Genomic DNA, 17,139 nt, shown 5'->3' with positions numbered 1-17,139 from the left:
GATTATCAGGATATCTCATGTCACCCGAAGCGCTTCGTCAGGAAATTAGCCAACTCGTTGAGCAGTACGCGAACCAAGCCCATGCTCCACAACCATTCACTCCCGGTGAGAGCGTCATTCCCCCTTCCGGCAAGGTGATAGGTGCTCGTGAAATCCAGCTCATGGTCGAGGCATCCTTGGATGGCTGGTTAACCACTGGGAGGTTTAACGCCGAGTTCGAGAAAAAGCTGGCTACATTTCTTGGTGTCGAATATGCCATGACCGTCAATTCGGGTTCATCGGCTAATCTCGTCGCGTTCAGCACATTGACATCGGCCAAGCTTGGAGAACGCGCCATCCGTAAGGGCGATGAAGTAATCGGCGTCGCAGCCGGCTTTCCGACCACGGTCAATCCTATCGTTCAATTTGGCGCCGTGCCGGTATTCGTCGATGTCGACATGGCGACTCACAATATCGACGCTGACCTGATTGAAGCGGCCATCACACCCAAGACTAAAGCCATCATGCTGGCCCATACCCTGGGTAACCCGTTTAACCTCGGCAAGGTTAAAGCATTATGTGAAAAGCATAGCCTTTGGCTGGTAGAGGATTGCTGCGATGCCCTGGGTGCCACCTACGATGGCAAGCCTGTCGGCACCTTTGGCGACATTGCTACACTCAGTTTCTATCCAGCGCACCATATCACCATGGGAGAAGGTGGTGCTGTCTTTACCAACAACCCCCAACTTAAAAGCATCGCCGAATCATTCCGGGACTGGGGGCGTGATTGCTACTGCGCCCCGGGTTGCGATAACACCTGCGGCAACCGCTTTGGTCAGCAATTTGGTACTCTACCTTATGGGTATGATCACAAGTATGTGTATTCCCACCTGGGCTATAACCTCAAGATTACCGATATGCAAGCTGCATGTGGGTTGGCACAACTAGAACGTGTGAAAGAATTTATTGATGCCCGAAAGCATAACTTCGCCATTTTGAAGGAGCGTTTGGCAAGTTTAGGTGATTTTTTGGAAGTCGCGGAGGGAACTCCAAACAGCGCCCCATCTTGGTTTGGTTTTCCGGTCACACTTAAGGAGGATGCTGGTGTTCAACGAGTCGATCTTCTCAAGTTCCTTGACCAGAACAAGATTGGCTCTCGTCTCCTGTTTGCTGGCAATCTGACTCGGCAACCCTACTTCCAGGATGTCGAATATCGGGTTGTCGGTGAGCTGAAAAACACGGAACGGACCATGAGCCAGACCTTCTGGCTCGGGATTTACCCGGGATTGAATGATAACCACTTTCACTTTATTGCAGAAAAGTTGGAAGAATTCTTTGGGGTAAACTTCTGATGAATCATATATTATTGACGGGAGCTACAGGATTTCTGGGAAGCCATTTACTTGAATCTCTGATTTATAACGGTTATCAAGTAACTATACTGAAGCGAAGCACCTCTGATACTTGGCGGATATCTCACTTACTAAACAAAATTAAAACGCACAACATTGACAAAGAAAGAATTGAAGAAATATTTAAAAACAATGACATAAATTTAATAATACATCTCGCCACTTTTTATAAAAAAAATGATGAAATCAATTTTTTTGAAGATATGATAGATGTGAACATAAAACTCCCCTCCCTTCTTCTTGAACATGGTATTAGGTTCGGAATAAAAGGGTTTATTAACACTGGAACTTTTTTTGAATATGACGACTCCACAGTTCCTATTAGTGAAAAAAACAGCAACAAACCTTCAAACTATTATGCACGAACAAAAATTTCTTTTGAGAGCATACTTCATACATACAATAATTTAATAAATATTGTTACTTTAAAAATATTTTCCCCATATGGTCCAAAAGATAATAAAAAAATCATCCCCTATATTTTAGAGTCAGCAATAAAAAAAACCCCTTTAAAACTTTCAGCCGGATTGCAAAAATTAGACTTTATATACTGTGATGACGTAGTAAATGCATACATTAAAACAATAGAATATATCGTGAAAAAGGAAAAAATTAACGAAACTTTTAACATTGGATCGGGATTACCTATAAGCATTAGAGAATTAATTTCTATAATTGAGGAAAAGTCGGGAATGAATATTGAAAAAGAGTGGGGAAATTCAACGTCAAACAGCTTTCTCATCACTTTTGCAGATATAGCAAAAGCTAAAGAACAGCTTAATTGGCACCCTAAAGTAAGCATAAAAGAGGGCATTACTAAAACAATGAGCTATTATGGATTTTAAATGAAAATAAATAACACATTCCTTCCAGAAGTATATTTATTAGATAATTTTTTTCACAAAGATGACAGAGGCTATTTTGTAAAAATTTTTAATAAGCAAATATTCAAAGAAAATAAATTGAATGCTGAATTTAAGGAAAGCTTCTATTCTATATCAGAGAAGAATGTTATCCGTGGCATGCATTTTCAAACTCCACCCATGGATCATGAAAAGCTCGTTTACGTGATATCAGGAAGCATTCTTGATGTAGTTATTGATGTGAGAAAATCTTCGCCAACTTATGGAAAATCTATAGCTTTTGATTTAAATGAAAAAAACAAAAGAAGCTTATATATTGGAAGAGGTTTTGCACATGGGTTCTTAACTAAGTCCAAAACGGCAATAGTTGGTTATATGACAACCAGCCTCTATTCAAAAGAACATGATACTGGAATTAAGTGGGATAGCTTTGGCTTTGACTGGGGAATCAGTGATCCGATAATATCTCAACGTGACGCTAATTTTGAGAACTTGGAAACATAAATCCAAAAAATGCATTTAACACCTAGGTGATAAAAGTGATAGACATTGTCATCCCCTGTTACAATTCAGAAGATACAATAAAAAATGTTTTAGATGGACTTCATGCTCAAACGTTTGAAAATTTCCATATTTATATCATAAACAACGCATGTACAGACAGAACAACTTCTATAATAAACTCCCACCCCACTTTTCATAAAACGACTTTGATACATAATAGTGAGAACATAGGTTTTGTGCGTAATGTCAGGAAAGCACTTTCATGCGGCGTTAGGGAGTATACAGCTTTATGCAGTTCTAACGATATTCTTTACCCAAAATACTTAGAATCTTTGCTATCTCTTCACGACGAAAAATCAAGCGTTTCATATGCGCTCTGTGATTTTTATATAAATGATAAATTTGCAAAAAGCGCACTTCCTAAAGATTACTTTGATACGAAAGAGCTAAACATTATTGACTCATGCAATATGGTGATGAAAAAATTTACATACTCCGCTCCATTTTGGGGATTATATAAAAAGGATGTGATAACGAAAATGTCACCATTTTCATTTAATCGAGGCGCTGACCATGTTTACGTGGCAGAGGCAGCATTATATGGTGAGATAAGGCAGTACTCGAAGCCCCTATTTAAAAGAAATTATCCGCAGGATCGCACGGCTAACACATTTTCCATGATGGAAAATGATCAACAGCTCACTCCGGATGAGGTAAAAACCAAGTTTGGCTGGCACCTTTTTCCTTATATCTCGATGCTTCGCTCACATCATAATATGATAAGACGTGCCTTCATAAAAAATGATGAAAAAGAAGAGCTGTTTAAGAGCTCTACAGTGATTTTAACTCAACGTTACCAAAAACAAATCATTCAAGAGCTGAAGGAATTTATAAAGCTGAAGGGCTCACCACCAAAAGGGCTTATGGAAAGACAATATTTTTACGAAGTTGAAGCTTACGTGCGATTTACAGAAGAGTTTCTCTCATTAGAAAAAAAATAAAATAAGGCGGCATTATATGCCGCCTTATTTAAATCAAAATGTAACGTTTAACGTTAATTCCTCGTCAGGCAACTCTGCCAACTCACTGCCTTGCTTTTCCTTCGTCGCCTCAATAACCCTCTCTTCAATCAGGTATCCCTCTGCCTTTTCCTCATCCACTTCTGCCAACAGTTCATACGCCATATCTTTAATGCCATAAACCGTATGCAGAAGAAACGCGAGCTTCGTGCGTTGGTTATCATTTAGCTCAGCCATCCGCTCATGGCTGGGGAGAAAAATGGCATCGGCACTTTGCAGTTCAGTGGCCTGACGCTTTTCAGCGAAAACACTTTTGGGTAAATGGCTCAGGTGCTGCTGATCATTAAAGCGGTAAAATCGGAAGCCGTGGCGGGCCATCCAATGCTGTATTTCAGCTAGGTTGGGCTGACGCTGGTGTGTTGGTTGGAAAGCAATGCGTACCTGAATCACTAACGTCTCTTTCAATGCTTTTTCGCCATTTTCCAGAATCACTGTAGCTTCACTTAGCTCATCCAGAATCAACCAATCAAGGCTTTCTAGCCCATCGATGCTATCCAACGCGATGGTGTTAATCGGCAGTTTGACCAGCACCTTGGCACCTTGCGGGTTTGCACCATGTTGCTGTTCCGGTGGAAATGGCTCAAGGGTGCTGCTGAACGTAGGTTCCAAGCAGGCATGAAGCGTTGCGGGTTGCCCATCGCCGAGAACCGCATGGGGTAATACCTGCACATCATCGCTGCCTTCAAATTGGGCTGGGTTATCGACTCGGCTGGCAGGATCGAAGGCCACAAAACCAAACGCATTGACTTGGCGTAATCTGTTAAAACGATCCTCTCTTATCAGTTTACAGCTGTTATCGATAACAATGATTTTGCCTAGCAGTTCCCAGCTGAACCCTTTTTGCTTATGATGCCGAACGGGCTCTGAACACAAAACCTCAACAGGTTGTGTGTCACCGTCGAAATAGGCTTCACCGTCCTGATCGAATGCCAGTGCTGCAGGACGCTTTCCTTCACAATAGCGTTGCCAAGCGGCACGTAGCGCTGTATTGAGATGACGTGCAAAACGCGTTGCATCGCACACAGGTGAGTCTAACAGCTGCTGACGCAGGCCTTTACGTATGATGCTTAAGCTTTCTAGGTCAGACGCTAGCCCTATAGCACGCTGACGATACTCTTCCCATGTGTCGACAACAAGCTCACCTAAGCCTGCATTCACAAGATGGCTAGCACTGTGCCGGCCTGCAAAGGTTGGCCCTGGCATAGTAATAACGGGCACCCCCATAAGGAGAGCTTCACAGGTGGTAAGACCGCCTGAGTATGGCCATGGGTCTAGTGCAATATCGACTCTATGGTAACTTTCTAATAATTGCTTATGAGCTGAAGGCCCTTCTATGATTAGCTGTTCTTCAGGAACACCGCACTCTTCAAATAGCTTTGTTACGCGCTTTTTCAATTCTTCGCTGCTAAACTGCATCCCTTTTAGAAAAAATCGGGAGTTAGGTACAGCGAGAAGAATATCAGACCATGCGGCCACGATTTCAGGGTTGATTTTTGTTGGGTTATTAAAACAACCAAATGTTATGTAACCATTTTTTGCCGCGGGCAAAGCAGCAACATTAGGCGCATAGCCGGGAGGATTATAACAAATATAGTCGTCGGGCAGACGGATGAGGTTTTCCACATAATGATCATCAACCCCTGACGGTGTTTCAACATGGTCACTGATCAGGTAATCAATGGCTTTAACACCCGTCGTGTTAATCAGCCCCCCTACCCATTTCATGATAATTGGCGCTGGCTCCTTGGCAATCGCCAACATGCGATTGCCAGAGTTGTGACCTGCCAAGTCAATTAATATATCAATCTGGTCTTCTCTAATGAGATTTTCTGTTTGCTCTACACCTAACGGCTTGATCTCTTTCCACTTAGTGGCTGTTTTTTGAAGTCGTTCGGTTAACGAGTCATAATCATAGTTTGTAGGGTAAAAGAAAAGCTCATAGTGGTAGTTGGCTATCTCTTCTATCACGGACGTAATCATATAGCCGACGGGGTGGCGCCGAAAACCATCTGAAATCAGGCCGATACGCAGCTTCTTGTCGGCACTTTTATCCTGTGCCTCCACCCGCACGGGCGCACTTTTATTAAAATAATCATCCCATGCTCGACATTCTTTCGTTATTTCTTCTAATGAAAGGCTTGGTATATAGTGCAGTGTTGTGATTTTATTGGAATAGGCAATGTCTGACTGAGGATTTACCTTAAAAGCTTGACTATAATAATAGAGAGCATCCTCCATTTTACCTAACTGCTTATAAATATTACCCAGATTATTCCATGCATAATATTTATCTGACTCAATTGCTAACGATTTCTTGAACTGCTCGGCCGCTTCCTCATATCGATGAAGCGCTTCTAAAATATTGCCATGAGTGACTAAGTAACCGGGATGACGGGGCTGCTGTTTGCACGCCTCTTCTATATGTGCTAAAGCTTCTTTTGGCTTATTGCTATTATAGAGTAAATAAGAAAGGTAGTGCTCTGACTTGTGAAATCCTGGCTTTATCGCAAGCGACTTCTCCAAGCATGTGATTGCTTTGTTGTAATCGCCCATATTATAGAGAACTTTCCCTAAAACAGAGTAAGCCTCAAAGTCATCGCTTTTGAGCCTAATCGCTTCTTCTAATTCAGATTTTGCTTCGTCTAATTTACCTTTATCTGTTAACAAGGCGCCAAGCGTGCGTCGATACTGGGCATTATTAGGCTGCCTAGCTACCATTTTTTTTATATCTTTAAGCTGCTTATCGGCGCTCTTTGCTGGCTGCTTGCTCATATTACCTATCTCTCACGTCAACAATAAAAAGGCTGCCTTGCGGCAGCCTTATTTAGTCAGGCACTATAACCTTTATGGCTAATTTTAGCCTAATAAGGACAGTACGTTCTGCGGCAGCTGGTTAGCCTGAGCCAGAACAGAAGTACCTGCCTGCTGGAGGATCTGGTTCTTGGTCATGTCCGCCACTTCCATTGCGTAGTCAGCATCTTCAATGCGTGACCTTGCAGCAGACAAGTTAGTCTCATTGGTGCTGAGGTTAGTTATCGCGGATTCAAAGCGGTTCTGAATCGCACCCAAGTCGGAGCGCAGTGAGTCAACCTGAGATAGCGCGCTATCAAGTTCTTCAAGCGGATTGTTTGTTGCACCAGTCAACAAGCTTTCAGCTGTAAGGTTCGCCCCGTCAACGGTAAAGCTCGCTGTAGTATCAGTTGTAACATCCGCGTCTTGAGGATCAAGCGCAACGTTGAAAGTGACAGAGGCACCGCTAGCGATGTTGATGCCTTGGGCTGCCAAAGTACGTGACTCCGCTTCAGAACCAGCACTTACTTGCACTTGTGCGTACCAGTTACCATCTTGATCTACATACGCATCAGCAGTATCAGCGGTGACTGAGCCAGTAGCGACACCCAATTTACCTGCCAGAGCATCGCCAAAATCAGTAACATCGGAATCAGCGATTCCGGTCGAATCTCCGTAGGCAGACTCGAAGTCTGCTGTCGCTGCGGCTGCCACTGTGCCTTGAGCACCATTTACGTTAAAACCATCAAGACTCAACGTTTCAGCTGTAATTTCTTCCAAATTGACACTGATGGTCTGACCATCTTCTGAACCTACCTGAATATTGATCTTCTGATCTTCAGACAGCACCAGAGTACCGTTAAAGTCAGTTTCTTCAGAAATGCGGTTGATCTCGGTCAAACGCTGGTCAATTTCCGCTTGAATCGAGTTCAAATCGTCTTGGCTGTTAGTGCCATTAGCAGCCTGTACGGTCAATTCACGAACACGCTGAAGGTTGTCGTTGACCTGGTCTAGGCCACCTTCAGCAGTCTGTGCGATGGAAATACCGTCGTTGGCATTACGTTGCGCCTGACCCAGACCAGTGATCTGTGCAGACATACGGTTGGCGATGGCCTGACCGGCCGCATCATCCTTGGCACTGTTGATACGCAGGCCAGAGCTCAAGCGCTCCATAGAAGTCTGCAGGCTGTTCTGCGACTCACGCAGGTTTTGCTGGCCGATCATCGATGTGATGTTGGTATTGATCACTGACATGGTGATTCTCCTTTACTTTAACACTGGCCTAGAAGGCCCGCTTTTCGGCCACATTGTGTGCCGTTATTACTGATTACGGCGCAGGCGGGAAAACCTTTAGGCTTTCTAGCAAAAAATAATGTAATCCTTGGTAACAGGTGGTGAGGTTTCTCATCCTTACTTGCTGCAGCGCGGGCGGGGCGTACACTGTGGGTGTCTCCAAAAGCAATAGGTAACACCTATGTTATCCACACAACTCCCCATACTGTTGGCCGGCATCGCGATTGTGCTCGGGCTTATCAGCCTGGTGCTGTTTTACCAGGTGGTGATAAAGCCGCGCCGCAAGCAAGCGCCACCCACCATGCCCGAGGAAACCACCGCTCAGCCTGCTGAGCCCGCGCCCGCCAAGCCGGAAAAGCCCGCCAAAAGCAAAAAACCGATGGAGCAGTGCCTGTTCGTGGTGTTTGATGCGCCAAGCCAGGCGATCAACACGGCGCTGGGCGAGATACTAAAAGAGAAAAACGCCTTTTATGAAGCGGAGCTTGGCGCCTTTCACCTGCCGCCGGGGCCAAAGGGCTACCCGCTGATGGTGGCCAGCGCGACCTCGCCGGGTACGCTGCCACCGCTGCATAAAGAAGGGGAACACCCGCCGGTGCAGGGCGTTTCCATTTTGATCCGCTTTTTGAACGCGCGAAAGGTCTCGCGCAGCCCGGATGATTTAATCGCCTTCACCCACGAACTCGCCGCGCTGGGCGGGCGGATTCTTGATGCCAAGCGCGAACCCATCACCGACGCCACGCTTACTGAAATGCGCCGCGAGGGCGAGTAGAATGCGCGCGTTGGTTGCCCCACCCACGATAGCGCCCTGTTCCTTATGATTCGTGCCTTATGAGTAGCACCTACCCCCACTATGAATCCCCCATTCAGCTGTATGACGTGGTGTTTATCATCATCCCCCGGTTGGATCGGGCGCAGAAGCTGGTGAACAAAACCCTCGATACGCTGATTGAGGGCGCTACCGACCCCAAAGATTTAACCAAGCGGCTGGAGCAGCGCCGGGATTTCACGCTGGAATTGCAGGCGATTCACACCAACCTAGAGTACCTTTTAGAGCGCCACCGGCCGGATGTGAAGGAGTTACTGCGTACCGGGGGGATAAGCGGCAACCGCGCGATAGAGCCAGATGAGATGGAGCAAGATGCCATCGAACGCGCGAAGGAGATTTACCGCAAGGTGGTAGAGTTTCAAACCGGGCGAAGGAACGTGCCGTTTTAGGGGGCTGCCGTGGCCCCAACATTCGCGCCATAAATGGCGCTCCTACGCTCCAGATATGCTTGTGGGAGCCCGATTCATCGGGCGAAATGGGTAAATGGCTCAGCGGCACCGAGCAAGCGAACCTAAGACGGGCGATCATTATCTGGTTCTACCGGGTGTTCCTGCCCAACCGCGCCCCAGAGCTGGAATTTCCCGAGGTTAGCGATTTCACCAATTTGCATGAGGTACACGACATGCTGGCAGAACGGATCAAAAAGTGGCCCGAGCTATGGGAAGAGAGAGGCCGCGAAGAAGGCCGTCAGGAAGGACGCCAGGAAGGCCGTCAAGAAGCTGAAATGCGTGCTTTGGAAAGCAAACGCAATGCCGCCCGCAAACTGATCGCGCTGACGGAAATGAGCGACCAACTGATCGCGGAAATTGAAGAACTGCCCGTCGAGGAAGTCGAGAAACTACGCGCCGAGACTCAGCACTGAGGTTCACAGCCGGTAATCCGGTGGCTGGTAGCACTTGGTGACCCCAGCGTTCGCGCCATAAATGGCGCTCCTACCCCTGGGTAGGCTTGTAGGAGCCCGATTCATCGGGCGAAATGGGGCGAGTTTATCTGTAGGGACACAAGGGGCCAAAATGGACGATCAAGACGACAACCGCCGCGCCGATCACGATAGCCCGTGGAAGATGGCGCTGGAATCGTATTTCGAAGAGTTTCTTGGGCTACTGTTCCCGGCCATTAATAAACAGGTTGACTGGTCAAAGGGTTACAGCTTTCTCGACAACGAATTGCAGCAAATTACCGCCGATGCTGAAAGCGGCAGGCGCTATGCTGACAAGCTGATCAAAGTCTACGCCAAAAACGGCAGCGAAACCTGGGTGCTGATTCACGTTGAAGTACAGGGCGAACCGGAAGGCGCCTTTGCCGAACGTATGTTCACCTATCAGTATCGGTTGCGGGACCGCTACGGTATCGATGTTGTCAGCTTAGCGGTACTAACCGATACCCATGACAGCTTCCGGTCCACGACGTTTCACTATGAGCGCTGGGGATGCGAGCTGACGTTTACCTTTCCTATGGCTAAACTAATTGATTGGGAAGCCCGCTGGGCCGAGCTTCAAGCCAGTGACAATGTTTTTGCTCTGGTGGTGATGGCCCAAATTCACGCCAAACGGATAAAAGACGGCGCCACGCGCAAAGATGTCAAAATAGCGTTGATCCGGCTGCTATTCGAGCGGGGCTACCGCCGTGAGCAAATCGTGAAATTGTTCAACATCATTGACTGGATGCTTCAGCTGCCCAAGGCTCTGGAACCCGAGTTTGTTCAGGCGGTATACGCCATACAGGAGGAAAAACACATGCCTTACGTGAATACGATTGAACGCCTGGGTATCGAGAAAGGCCGTCAAGAAGCTGAAATACGTGCTTTGGAAAGCAAACGCAATGCCGCCCGCAAATTGATTGCTCTGACAGAAATGAGCGACCAACTGATCGCGGAAATTGAAGAACTGCCCGTCGAGGAAGTCGAGAAGCTGCGCGCCGAGACTCAGCACTGAGGTTCACAGCCGGTAATCCGGTGGCTGGTAGCACTTGGTGACCCCAGCATTCGCGCAATAAATTGCGCTCCTACACCCTGGGCCGTGCTTGTGGGAGCCCGATTCATCGAGCGAGATGGGATGTTAATGCGACGGATGGAGGAAAGGTTTTCGACTAGCTCAGCGAGATCGGGGCAACTGAGGGGCTACCCCATAAAACGTAGCGCGGTGAGGGTTAGCCCTAACGAGGTAGCAATAAAACCGAGTAGCCAGTAGAACTGTTTGTCTTGGCGCTTGAGCACAGCTTCAAAGCGCTCGTCCTGCTTGTCGAAGCGTTTGTTCATATCGTCACGCATGGCTTCAAAACGTTTATCTACTTGCTCAAAGCGTTTATCGATTTGCTCGAAGCGCTTGTCTACTTGCTCAAAGCGCTTGTCCATATCTTCACGCATGGCCTCAAAGCGCCTGTCCACTTGCTCAAAGCGTTTATCGATTTGCTCGAAACGCTTTTCTACTTGTTCGAAGCGCTTGTCCACTTGCTCGAAACGCTTGTCTATTTGTTCAAAGCCCTGCTGCATCAGCTCGCGCTGGTGCCTTAACTCGTCTTCCACACGCACCATGCGTTCACGCAACTCAATCTCGTAAACAGCCGGTGGTTTACCAAGGCTATGCTCGGCTAACCACTCGCCTAGATGCGCCTTGATATACTCAATATCGCTTTCAGCCAAGTTCATAGGACTGGCTCCTTGCTATATCCCATTTCCAATAGCGTTAGTATCGCGCGAGGGGTTGCGTGAGGCAAGATGGTAGCGTAGAGAGGGTATCTACGCTCCGGGCCGTGCTTGTGGGAGCCCGATTCATCGGGCGAAATAGGGCGAGTTTATCTGTAGGGAAACAGGAGAGCGTATGGCAAGCCAAGTCCACAACCGCCACGACCACAGCTATAAGCTGATGTTTTCGCACAAGCAAATGATGCAAGATTTGCTCACCGGCTTTGTGAAAGAGGCGTGGGTTGAGCAACTGGATTTCGACCGGATGGAGCAGGTCAGCGGCTCGTACATTACCGATGAGCTCCGCGACCGCGAAGATGACATGATTTGGCGAATCTGGTGGCGGGACCGCTGGCTCTACGTTTATGTATTGCTGGAGTTTCAGTCCCGCGTGGACAATTTCATGGCCGTGCGCGTCATGAGCTACTTGGGGTTGCTGTATCAAGATTTGATTCGTCAGGAAGCTTTCACCCCGAGCGGCAAGCTGCCACCGGTACTGCCGATTGTGCTCTACAATGGAGAACAGCGTTGGCAAGCGGCACAAAACGTTGCCGATTTGGTCGAACCGGTACCGGGAGGCCTAGAACATTACCGGCCTGCATTGAGCTATTTGTTGTTAGACGAAGGAGCGATTGTCGATTCGCCGGGTTGGTCAGATGAGATGCGCAACATCGTGGCGGCGATCTTTCGTATCGAAAAACACCGCGACGAAAAGGATGTATCTGACGCGATAGGCCATTTGGCCGAATGGCTCAGCGACACCGAGCAAGCGAGCCTAAGACGGGCGATCATTATCTGGTTCTACCGGGTGTTTCTGCCCAACCGCGCCCCAGAGCTGGAATTTCCCGAGGTTAGCGATTTCACCAATTTGCATGAGGTACACGACATGCTGGCAGAACGGATCAAAAAGTGGCCCGAGCTATGGGAAGAGAGAGGCCGCGCAGAAGGCCGTCAGGAAGGCCGTCAAGAAGCTGAAATACGTGCTTTGGAAAGCAAACGTAATGCCGCCCGCAAATTGATTGCTCTGACAGAAATGAGCGACCAACTGATCGCGGAAATTGAAGAACTGCCCGTCGAGGAAGTCGAGAAACTGCGCGCCGAGACTCAGCACTGAGGTTCACAGCCGGTGGCCGGTAGCACTTGGTGACCCCAGCATTCGCGCAATAAATTGCGCTCCTACACCCTGGGCCGTGCTTGTGGGAGCCCGATTCATCGAGCGAAATGGGGCGCTCATGCGATGGATAGAGGGCGGTCTTCGATTCGCGCAATAAATTGCGCTCCTACACCCTGGGCCGTGCTTGTAGGAGCCTGATTCATCGGGCGAAATGGGGTGCTCATGCGATGGATAGAGGGCGGTCTTCGATTCGCGCAATGAATTGCGCTCCTACCCCTGAGTATACTTGTAAGAGCCTGATTCATCGGGCGAAATGGGCCATGCGCGTGATTGAGAAAAAGGTATTGTATACTCACCGTTTAAAGGGAAAGGACACCCATGCAGCTGCTTCACACCGCTGATTGGCACTTAGGCCAGAGTTTCCACGGCCAGGAGCGTCACGCCGAGCACCGCGCCTTTCTTACCTGGCTTTTGGATACCCTCACCGAGCGCGAGCCGGATGCGCTGCTGGTGGCCGGTGATATTTTCGATGTGGTGAACCCCTCATTGCGCGCCCAGGCGCTGTTTTACGACTTTATCGTCTCCGCCCACGAGCGGCTGCCGCGTCTTGATATCGTGCTGATTGCCGGTAACCACGACAGCGGCAATCGCATTGAGCTGCCCGCCCCGCTGATGAAGCGCCTGCGCGCCCATGCCTTGGGCCGGGTAAACTGGCTGGATGACGGCCACCTGGATGCCAAACGCCTGCTCGTGCCGCTGACCGATGCGGCGGGCGACACTCGTGCCTGGTGTTTAGCGCTGCCCTTTTTGCGCCCAGCAGAAGTCACCGGCGTTTCCCAGCCAAACGAGGCGCGCGAGCCTGCCGATAACAACTATGTGAGCGGCATCACGCGGGTGCATCGTGAGTTGATTGCAGCGGCAAAAGCCCAGCGCGCACCCGGCCAGGCGCTGGTGGCGATGAGCCACGCCCACTTGCACGGCGCGGCGGTGTCCGAAGCGAGCGAGCGCCCGATTGTGATCGGCGGCGAGGAGTCAATTTCCGCGGCGCTTTTCCCACCGGAGATTGCCTACGTGGCACTCGGCCACCTGCACCGCGCGCAACACGTGGGCGAGCCGCGCATCCGCTATAGCGGCAGCCCCTTACCGCTGGATTTCAGCGAGGTGAACTACCCGCACCAAGTGGTGGCCGTCACGCTTGACGGCGAAACCCTCGCCGATACCGAGGCCATCCCGGTGCCGCGCCCGGTGGCCATGCACCGCATCGGCCCCGCGCCGCTTGACGACGTGCTCACCCAGCTTAACGCCTTAGACGACGACCCGGCGCAGCCACGAGAACGCTGGCCCTGGCTTGAAGTACGCGTGGAGCTCGACGCCCCCCTGCCCGACCTGCGCGCCCGTATCGATGCCGCCCTAAAAGGCCGCGCACTGCGCCTACTGCGATTAGAACGCCGCCTGCCCAACGTTGCCGAAACAGGCACCGCCGCGCCGGTCAGCCTGGAAACCTTAGGCCCACGTAAGCTGTTCGCGAAAACCTGGGAAGCACGCTGGGGCACACCGCCGGACGAGGAAGTGCTCGCCGACTTCAACCGCCTGCACCAGGAGGTGCTCGACGCCGACGATAGCGACAACACGCAGGAGGGCCGCTTGTGAAAATTCTCGCCCTGCGCCTGGAGAACCTTGCCTCCCTGCCCGGCCCGCTGGAACTCGACTTCACCGCCGCGCCGCTGCGCGATGCGGGGCTTTTCGCCATCACCGGCCCCACCGGCGCGGGCAAAAGCACGCTGTTGGATGCACTGTGCCTAGCGCTTTACGGCAGCACACCGAGGCTTCGCCAAGCGCCGAATCGTGACAGCCAGATCGACGACACCCCGGAATCGACGCTGACCACCAGCGATGCACGCACCCTGCTGCGCCGCGGCACCGCCAGCGGTTACGCCGAGGTGGATTTTCTCGGCCGCGATGGCCGCCGCTACCGCGCCCGCTGGTTCGTGCGCCGCGCCCGCGAAAAGGCCGGCGGGCGGCTGCAAGCGGTGGAGCAGTCGCTGCGCGACCTTGATGCGGATCGCTTGTTGACCACGCAAAAGCGCGAGTTCGACCGCCTGCTGCCCGAGCGTTTAGGGCTAAATTTTGATCAGTTCACCCGCGCGGTACTGCTCGCCCAAAGCGAGTTCGCGGCGTTTCTCACCGCCGACGACAACGCCCGCAGCGATTTGTTAGAGCGCCTGACCGGCACCGCCGAGTACTCGCATATCTCCAAAGCGGCGTACCGCCGCGCCAGCGAGGCCAAACGCGCGGTCGATGCGTTACAAACGCGGCTTGCCGGCGACGTGCCCGCCAATGCCGACACCCGCGCCGAGCTTGAGCGCACCGCCCACGCCAGCCAGCAAGCGCTTAACGCTCTCATGGAAAAGCGCCAGGCCCTCACCCGCCAGATAGACATCGCCACCGAGGCGGCGCGCCTTACCGCCACGCTGGAGGAGACGCAGCGCGCTCAAGAACGCGCCCGTGCCGAGCACACCGAGGCCGCGACCACGCTGAAACAGGCAGAAGCCGGGCTCACTCGCGCCCACGAGGCCCGCGAGGCCGCCACCCCCGCGTTAAACCAGGCGCGCCAGCAGGCGCTAACGCTTGCCAGTATCGACGAGCAGCTGCGCGAGCGACAGAACGCACAAAATAAGCAGCAACGCCTTGTCGCCACGCTCAGCGACGATTTCTACAAAGCCCAGCAAGCGCAACAAGCGCACCAGCGCGAGTACGACGCTTGGCAGGCCACGCTTAAAACGCTGCTCGGCGATGAGCCGCGCCTGGATAACGCCCGCCGCGCCACCCGTGAAGCGCTGGACCAGGCCGCCAACCGCCAGCTGGCGTTGGAGAAACTGGCCAACCGCTGGCAGGCGTTTACCCACGCGGAGCGGGCCCACCGGCACCTCAGCACGCAGATTGAGCAGGAGCAAACCCAGCGCGAACAGCTGCTGAGCGCGGGCAAAACGGCGCGCCAGCAACTCGACGATGCTCAGCGCCATTGCGACAGCGTGACCGCTTTTGTCGAGCGCGCCCGCGCCGTGCGGAGCGATAGCGTCACCACCCTCCGCGCCGCGCTACAGGAAGATGAGCCCTGCCCGGTATGCGGCGGGCTTGAACACCCCTTTCGCCACCACCCACCCGCCACGCCGGAAGCCGCCCAGCTTGCCGCTCAAGAAGCCGACGAAGCACGCCAGCTGAAAGAGGCCCAACAGGCGCTGGACACAGCCCGCGAGCACCGCGACCGGCTTTATAGCCAATACAGCGCCATCGACGCCACGCTTAAGCAGCACACGCTTGAGCTTGAGCACACGCGTCAGCAGCGCGACGCCGCCGACCAAGCGCTCACGGCGCACCCGCTCTACGGCGAACTTGCCAGCGTTGAGCTCACCAACGGGGAGATCGATGAGCGCGACGCCTGGCTGCAGGCGCAGCACCAAGCAAGCGACGCTCAGCGCAAGCGCCACGAGCAAACACTCAACCAGCTGACTCAGGCTGAAGACGCCCTGGCCCCGCTGGAAAACGCCCTGCGCGACGATGCCCTGGCGCTTGCGCGGCTGGAAACCGAAAAGAACAGCGCCGAGCAGCAGTTACAGACGCTCGATGCGCAGCTGCCGCCGCTTCGCGCACAGCGGGATACCGGCCAACAGCAGCTGGCGAGCCTTCTTGGTGACCACGCAAGCCCCGACGCCTGGCAGCAACAGCTAGATAAAACGGTCACCCACGCGCAGCAAGCGCGCGATAACGCCAGCGAACAGCAGCACGCTGCCGCTCAAACGACGCTGAAATTAGAGGAGCGAGCCAACACCGCCGCCGAGCGGTTAACCCAACTCAAACACGACCAGGCCCAGCTTGAGCGCGACAAGGGGCAGCCGGCCAGCGGCGCGGATACCGAGCTCAGCCCGAGCCTTGACGCGCTCAACGCCGAACAGCAAGCGCTAACGCCACGGCTAGAAGAAGCCCAACAGCAGCGCGACGAAGCCGCCCATGCTCTGCGCGACGACGACCGCAAACGCGAGCGCCAGCAAGCCGGCCAAGCCGAGCTCGACGCCGCCCGCGCCGAATACCGCCGCTGGGGCCAAATCAGCGAGCTGATTGGCTCCGCCGACGGCAAGGCGTTTCGGCGCATCGCCCAAGCCTACAACCTGGAGCAGCTACTGGAGCACGCCAACGCGCACCTTACCGGGCTCAGCCGCCGTTACCGGCTGGTGCGCGGCGGCAGCGAGCTTGGCTTGCTGGTGGAGGATTTGGATATGGCCGATGAGCGCCGCTCGGTGCATTCGCTTTCGGGCGGCGAGACGTTTTTGGTCTCGCTGGCGCTGGCGCTGGGGCTGGCGTCGATGGCCTCGGGGGAGCTGGTGATCGAGTCGCTGTTTATCGATGAAGGCTTTGGCAGCCTCGACCCGCAGTCGCTAGCGCTCGCCATGGACGCGCTCGACGGCCTGCAAGCGCTCGGCCGCCGCGTCGGGGTGATTTCCCACGTGCAAGAAATGCACGAACGCATCCCGGTGCAAATCCAGGTCGAACCGCTCGGTAACGGCACCAGCCAGACACGGCTGGTGAGTGTTTAACAGG

General features: G+C 52.3%; 14 protein-coding genes. 11 read left to right on the top strand and 3 right to left on the bottom strand.

What is annotated here, in order from left to right; genetic code table 11:
- Nucleotides 1-17 precede the first annotated feature (17 nt).
- Genes rfbH through HZS81_RS02925 form a run of 4 tightly spaced genes read left to right on the top strand, consistent with a single transcriptional unit; the run spans nt 18 to nt 3,759 of the window.
- Nucleotides 18-1,331: a lipopolysaccharide biosynthesis protein RfbH gene (rfbH, locus tag HZS81_RS02940; RefSeq protein WP_179929075.1), complete on the top strand. Its 1,314-nt coding sequence runs from the start codon at nt 18-20 to the stop codon at nt 1,329-1,331.
- The gene (locus HZS81_RS02935; RefSeq protein WP_179929074.1) at nt 1,331-2,236 is read left to right on the top strand and encodes an NAD-dependent epimerase/dehydratase family protein; all 906 of its coding nucleotides are present in this window, start codon (nt 1,331-1,333) and stop codon (nt 2,234-2,236) included. Before rfbH ends, HZS81_RS02935 begins: the two co-directional genes overlap by 1 nt.
- Nucleotides 2,237-2,758: a dTDP-4-dehydrorhamnose 3,5-epimerase gene (gene rfbC, locus HZS81_RS02930; RefSeq protein ID WP_179929073.1), complete on the top strand. Its 522-nt coding sequence runs from the start codon at nt 2,237-2,239 to the stop codon at nt 2,756-2,758.
- Nucleotides 2,759-2,793: 35 nt separating this feature from the next.
- Nucleotides 2,794-3,759, top strand: a complete 966-nt coding sequence (locus HZS81_RS02925) for a glycosyltransferase (protein ID WP_179929072.1) — start codon at nt 2,794-2,796, stop codon at nt 3,757-3,759.
- A 33-nt stretch (nt 3,760-3,792) separates the two neighbouring features.
- Here the strand turns inward: HZS81_RS02925 and HZS81_RS02920 are convergent, their stop codons facing one another.
- Both HZS81_RS02920 and HZS81_RS02915 read right to left on the bottom strand, forming a co-directional pair.
- Complete coding sequence (locus HZS81_RS02920) at nt 3,793-6,609, bottom strand: O-linked N-acetylglucosamine transferase, SPINDLY family protein (RefSeq protein ID WP_179929071.1); 2,817 nt, start codon at nt 6,607-6,609, stop codon at nt 3,793-3,795.
- 84 nt (nt 6,610-6,693) lie between these two features.
- The gene (locus tag HZS81_RS02915; protein ID WP_179929070.1) at nt 6,694-7,881 is read right to left on the bottom strand and encodes a FliC/FljB family flagellin; all 1,188 of its coding nucleotides are present in this window, start codon (nt 7,879-7,881) and stop codon (nt 6,694-6,696) included.
- A gap of 220 nt (nt 7,882-8,101) precedes the next feature.
- Here HZS81_RS02915 and HZS81_RS02910 point away from each other — a divergent pair, with 220 nt between their 5' ends.
- The 4 genes from HZS81_RS02910 (at nt 8,102) to HZS81_RS02895 (ending at nt 10,680) form a co-directional block, all read left to right on the top strand.
- Complete coding sequence (locus HZS81_RS02910; protein ID WP_179929069.1) at nt 8,102-8,689, top strand: cell division protein ZipA C-terminal FtsZ-binding domain-containing protein; 588 nt, start codon at nt 8,102-8,104, stop codon at nt 8,687-8,689.
- 59 nt (nt 8,690-8,748) lie between these two features.
- A complete protein-coding gene (locus HZS81_RS02905) occupies nt 8,749-9,135 on the top strand; it encodes a hypothetical protein (RefSeq protein ID WP_179929068.1) in 387 nt (128 codons plus the stop codon).
- A gap of 59 nt (nt 9,136-9,194) precedes the next feature.
- Nucleotides 9,195-9,608, top strand: coding sequence for an RpnC/YadD family protein (locus tag HZS81_RS18000; protein WP_241697351.1), 414 nt, complete (start codon nt 9,195-9,197; stop codon nt 9,606-9,608).
- Nucleotides 9,609-9,759: 151 nt separating this feature from the next.
- On the top strand, nt 9,760-10,680 hold the full coding sequence (locus HZS81_RS02895; RefSeq protein ID WP_179929067.1) for an RpnC/YadD family protein: 921 nt from the start codon (nt 9,760-9,762) through the stop codon (nt 10,678-10,680).
- 185 nt (nt 10,681-10,865) lie between these two features.
- On the opposite strand, the gene HZS81_RS02890 is transcribed toward HZS81_RS02895, so the two are convergent.
- Nucleotides 10,866-11,393 carry a hypothetical protein gene (locus HZS81_RS02890; RefSeq protein ID WP_179929066.1) on the bottom strand — a complete coding sequence of 176 codons (528 nt, stop codon included), beginning with the start codon at nt 11,391-11,393 and terminating at the stop codon, nt 10,866-10,868.
- Nucleotides 11,394-11,565: 172 nt separating this feature from the next.
- Between HZS81_RS02890 and HZS81_RS02885 the strand changes: the two genes are divergently transcribed.
- The 3 genes from HZS81_RS02885 to HZS81_RS02875 all read left to right on the top strand — a co-directional run bounded on the left by HZS81_RS02885 (nt 11,566) and on the right by HZS81_RS02875 (nt 17,135).
- Nucleotides 11,566-12,543: an Rpn family recombination-promoting nuclease/putative transposase gene (locus tag HZS81_RS02885; protein WP_179929065.1), complete on the top strand. Its 978-nt coding sequence runs from the start codon at nt 11,566-11,568 to the stop codon at nt 12,541-12,543.
- Between the two features lie 378 nt (nt 12,544-12,921).
- A complete protein-coding gene (locus HZS81_RS02880) occupies nt 12,922-14,193 on the top strand; it encodes an exonuclease SbcCD subunit D (RefSeq protein WP_179929064.1) in 1,272 nt (423 codons plus the stop codon).
- On the top strand, nt 14,190-17,135 hold the full coding sequence (locus HZS81_RS02875) for an AAA family ATPase (protein ID WP_179929063.1): 2,946 nt from the start codon (nt 14,190-14,192) through the stop codon (nt 17,133-17,135). The genes HZS81_RS02880 and HZS81_RS02875 overlap by 4 nt, the downstream gene beginning before the upstream one ends.
- Nucleotides 17,136-17,139 lie beyond the last annotated feature (4 nt).

This window comes from Vreelandella salicampi, assembly GCF_013415105.1.
In the GTDB taxonomy this organism is placed as follows: Bacteria; Pseudomonadota; Gammaproteobacteria; order Pseudomonadales; family Halomonadaceae; genus Vreelandella; species Vreelandella salicampi.
The sequence above is the reverse complement of the archived record's forward strand: the minus strand, read 5'-3'. Positions and strand labels throughout refer to the sequence as shown.

Coding starts and splice junctions, on each gene's coding strand:
- rfbH (WP_179929075.1), top strand. CDS start 18: ATGTCACCCGAAGCGCTTCGTCAGGAAATTAGCCAACTCGTTGAGCAG.
- HZS81_RS02935 (WP_179929074.1), top strand. CDS start 1,331: ATGAATCATATATTATTGACGGGAGCTACAGGATTTCTGGGAAGCCAT.
- rfbC (WP_179929073.1), top strand. CDS start 2,237: ATGAAAATAAATAACACATTCCTTCCAGAAGTATATTTATTAGATAAT.
- HZS81_RS02920 (WP_179929071.1), bottom strand. CDS start 6,609: ATGAGCAAGCAGCCAGCAAAGAGCGCCGATAAGCAGCTTAAAGATATA.
- HZS81_RS02915 (WP_179929070.1), bottom strand. CDS start 7,881: ATGTCAGTGATCAATACCAACATCACATCGATGATCGGCCAGCAAAAC.
- HZS81_RS02910 (WP_179929069.1), top strand. CDS start 8,102: ATGTTATCCACACAACTCCCCATACTGTTGGCCGGCATCGCGATTGTG.
- HZS81_RS02905 (WP_179929068.1), top strand. CDS start 8,749: ATGAGTAGCACCTACCCCCACTATGAATCCCCCATTCAGCTGTATGAC.
- HZS81_RS02895 (WP_179929067.1), top strand. CDS start 9,760: ATGGACGATCAAGACGACAACCGCCGCGCCGATCACGATAGCCCGTGG.
- HZS81_RS02890 (WP_179929066.1), bottom strand. CDS start 11,393: ATGAACTTGGCTGAAAGCGATATTGAGTATATCAAGGCGCATCTAGGC.
- HZS81_RS02885 (WP_179929065.1), top strand. CDS start 11,566: ATGGCAAGCCAAGTCCACAACCGCCACGACCACAGCTATAAGCTGATG.
- HZS81_RS02880 (WP_179929064.1), top strand. CDS start 12,922: ATGCAGCTGCTTCACACCGCTGATTGGCACTTAGGCCAGAGTTTCCAC.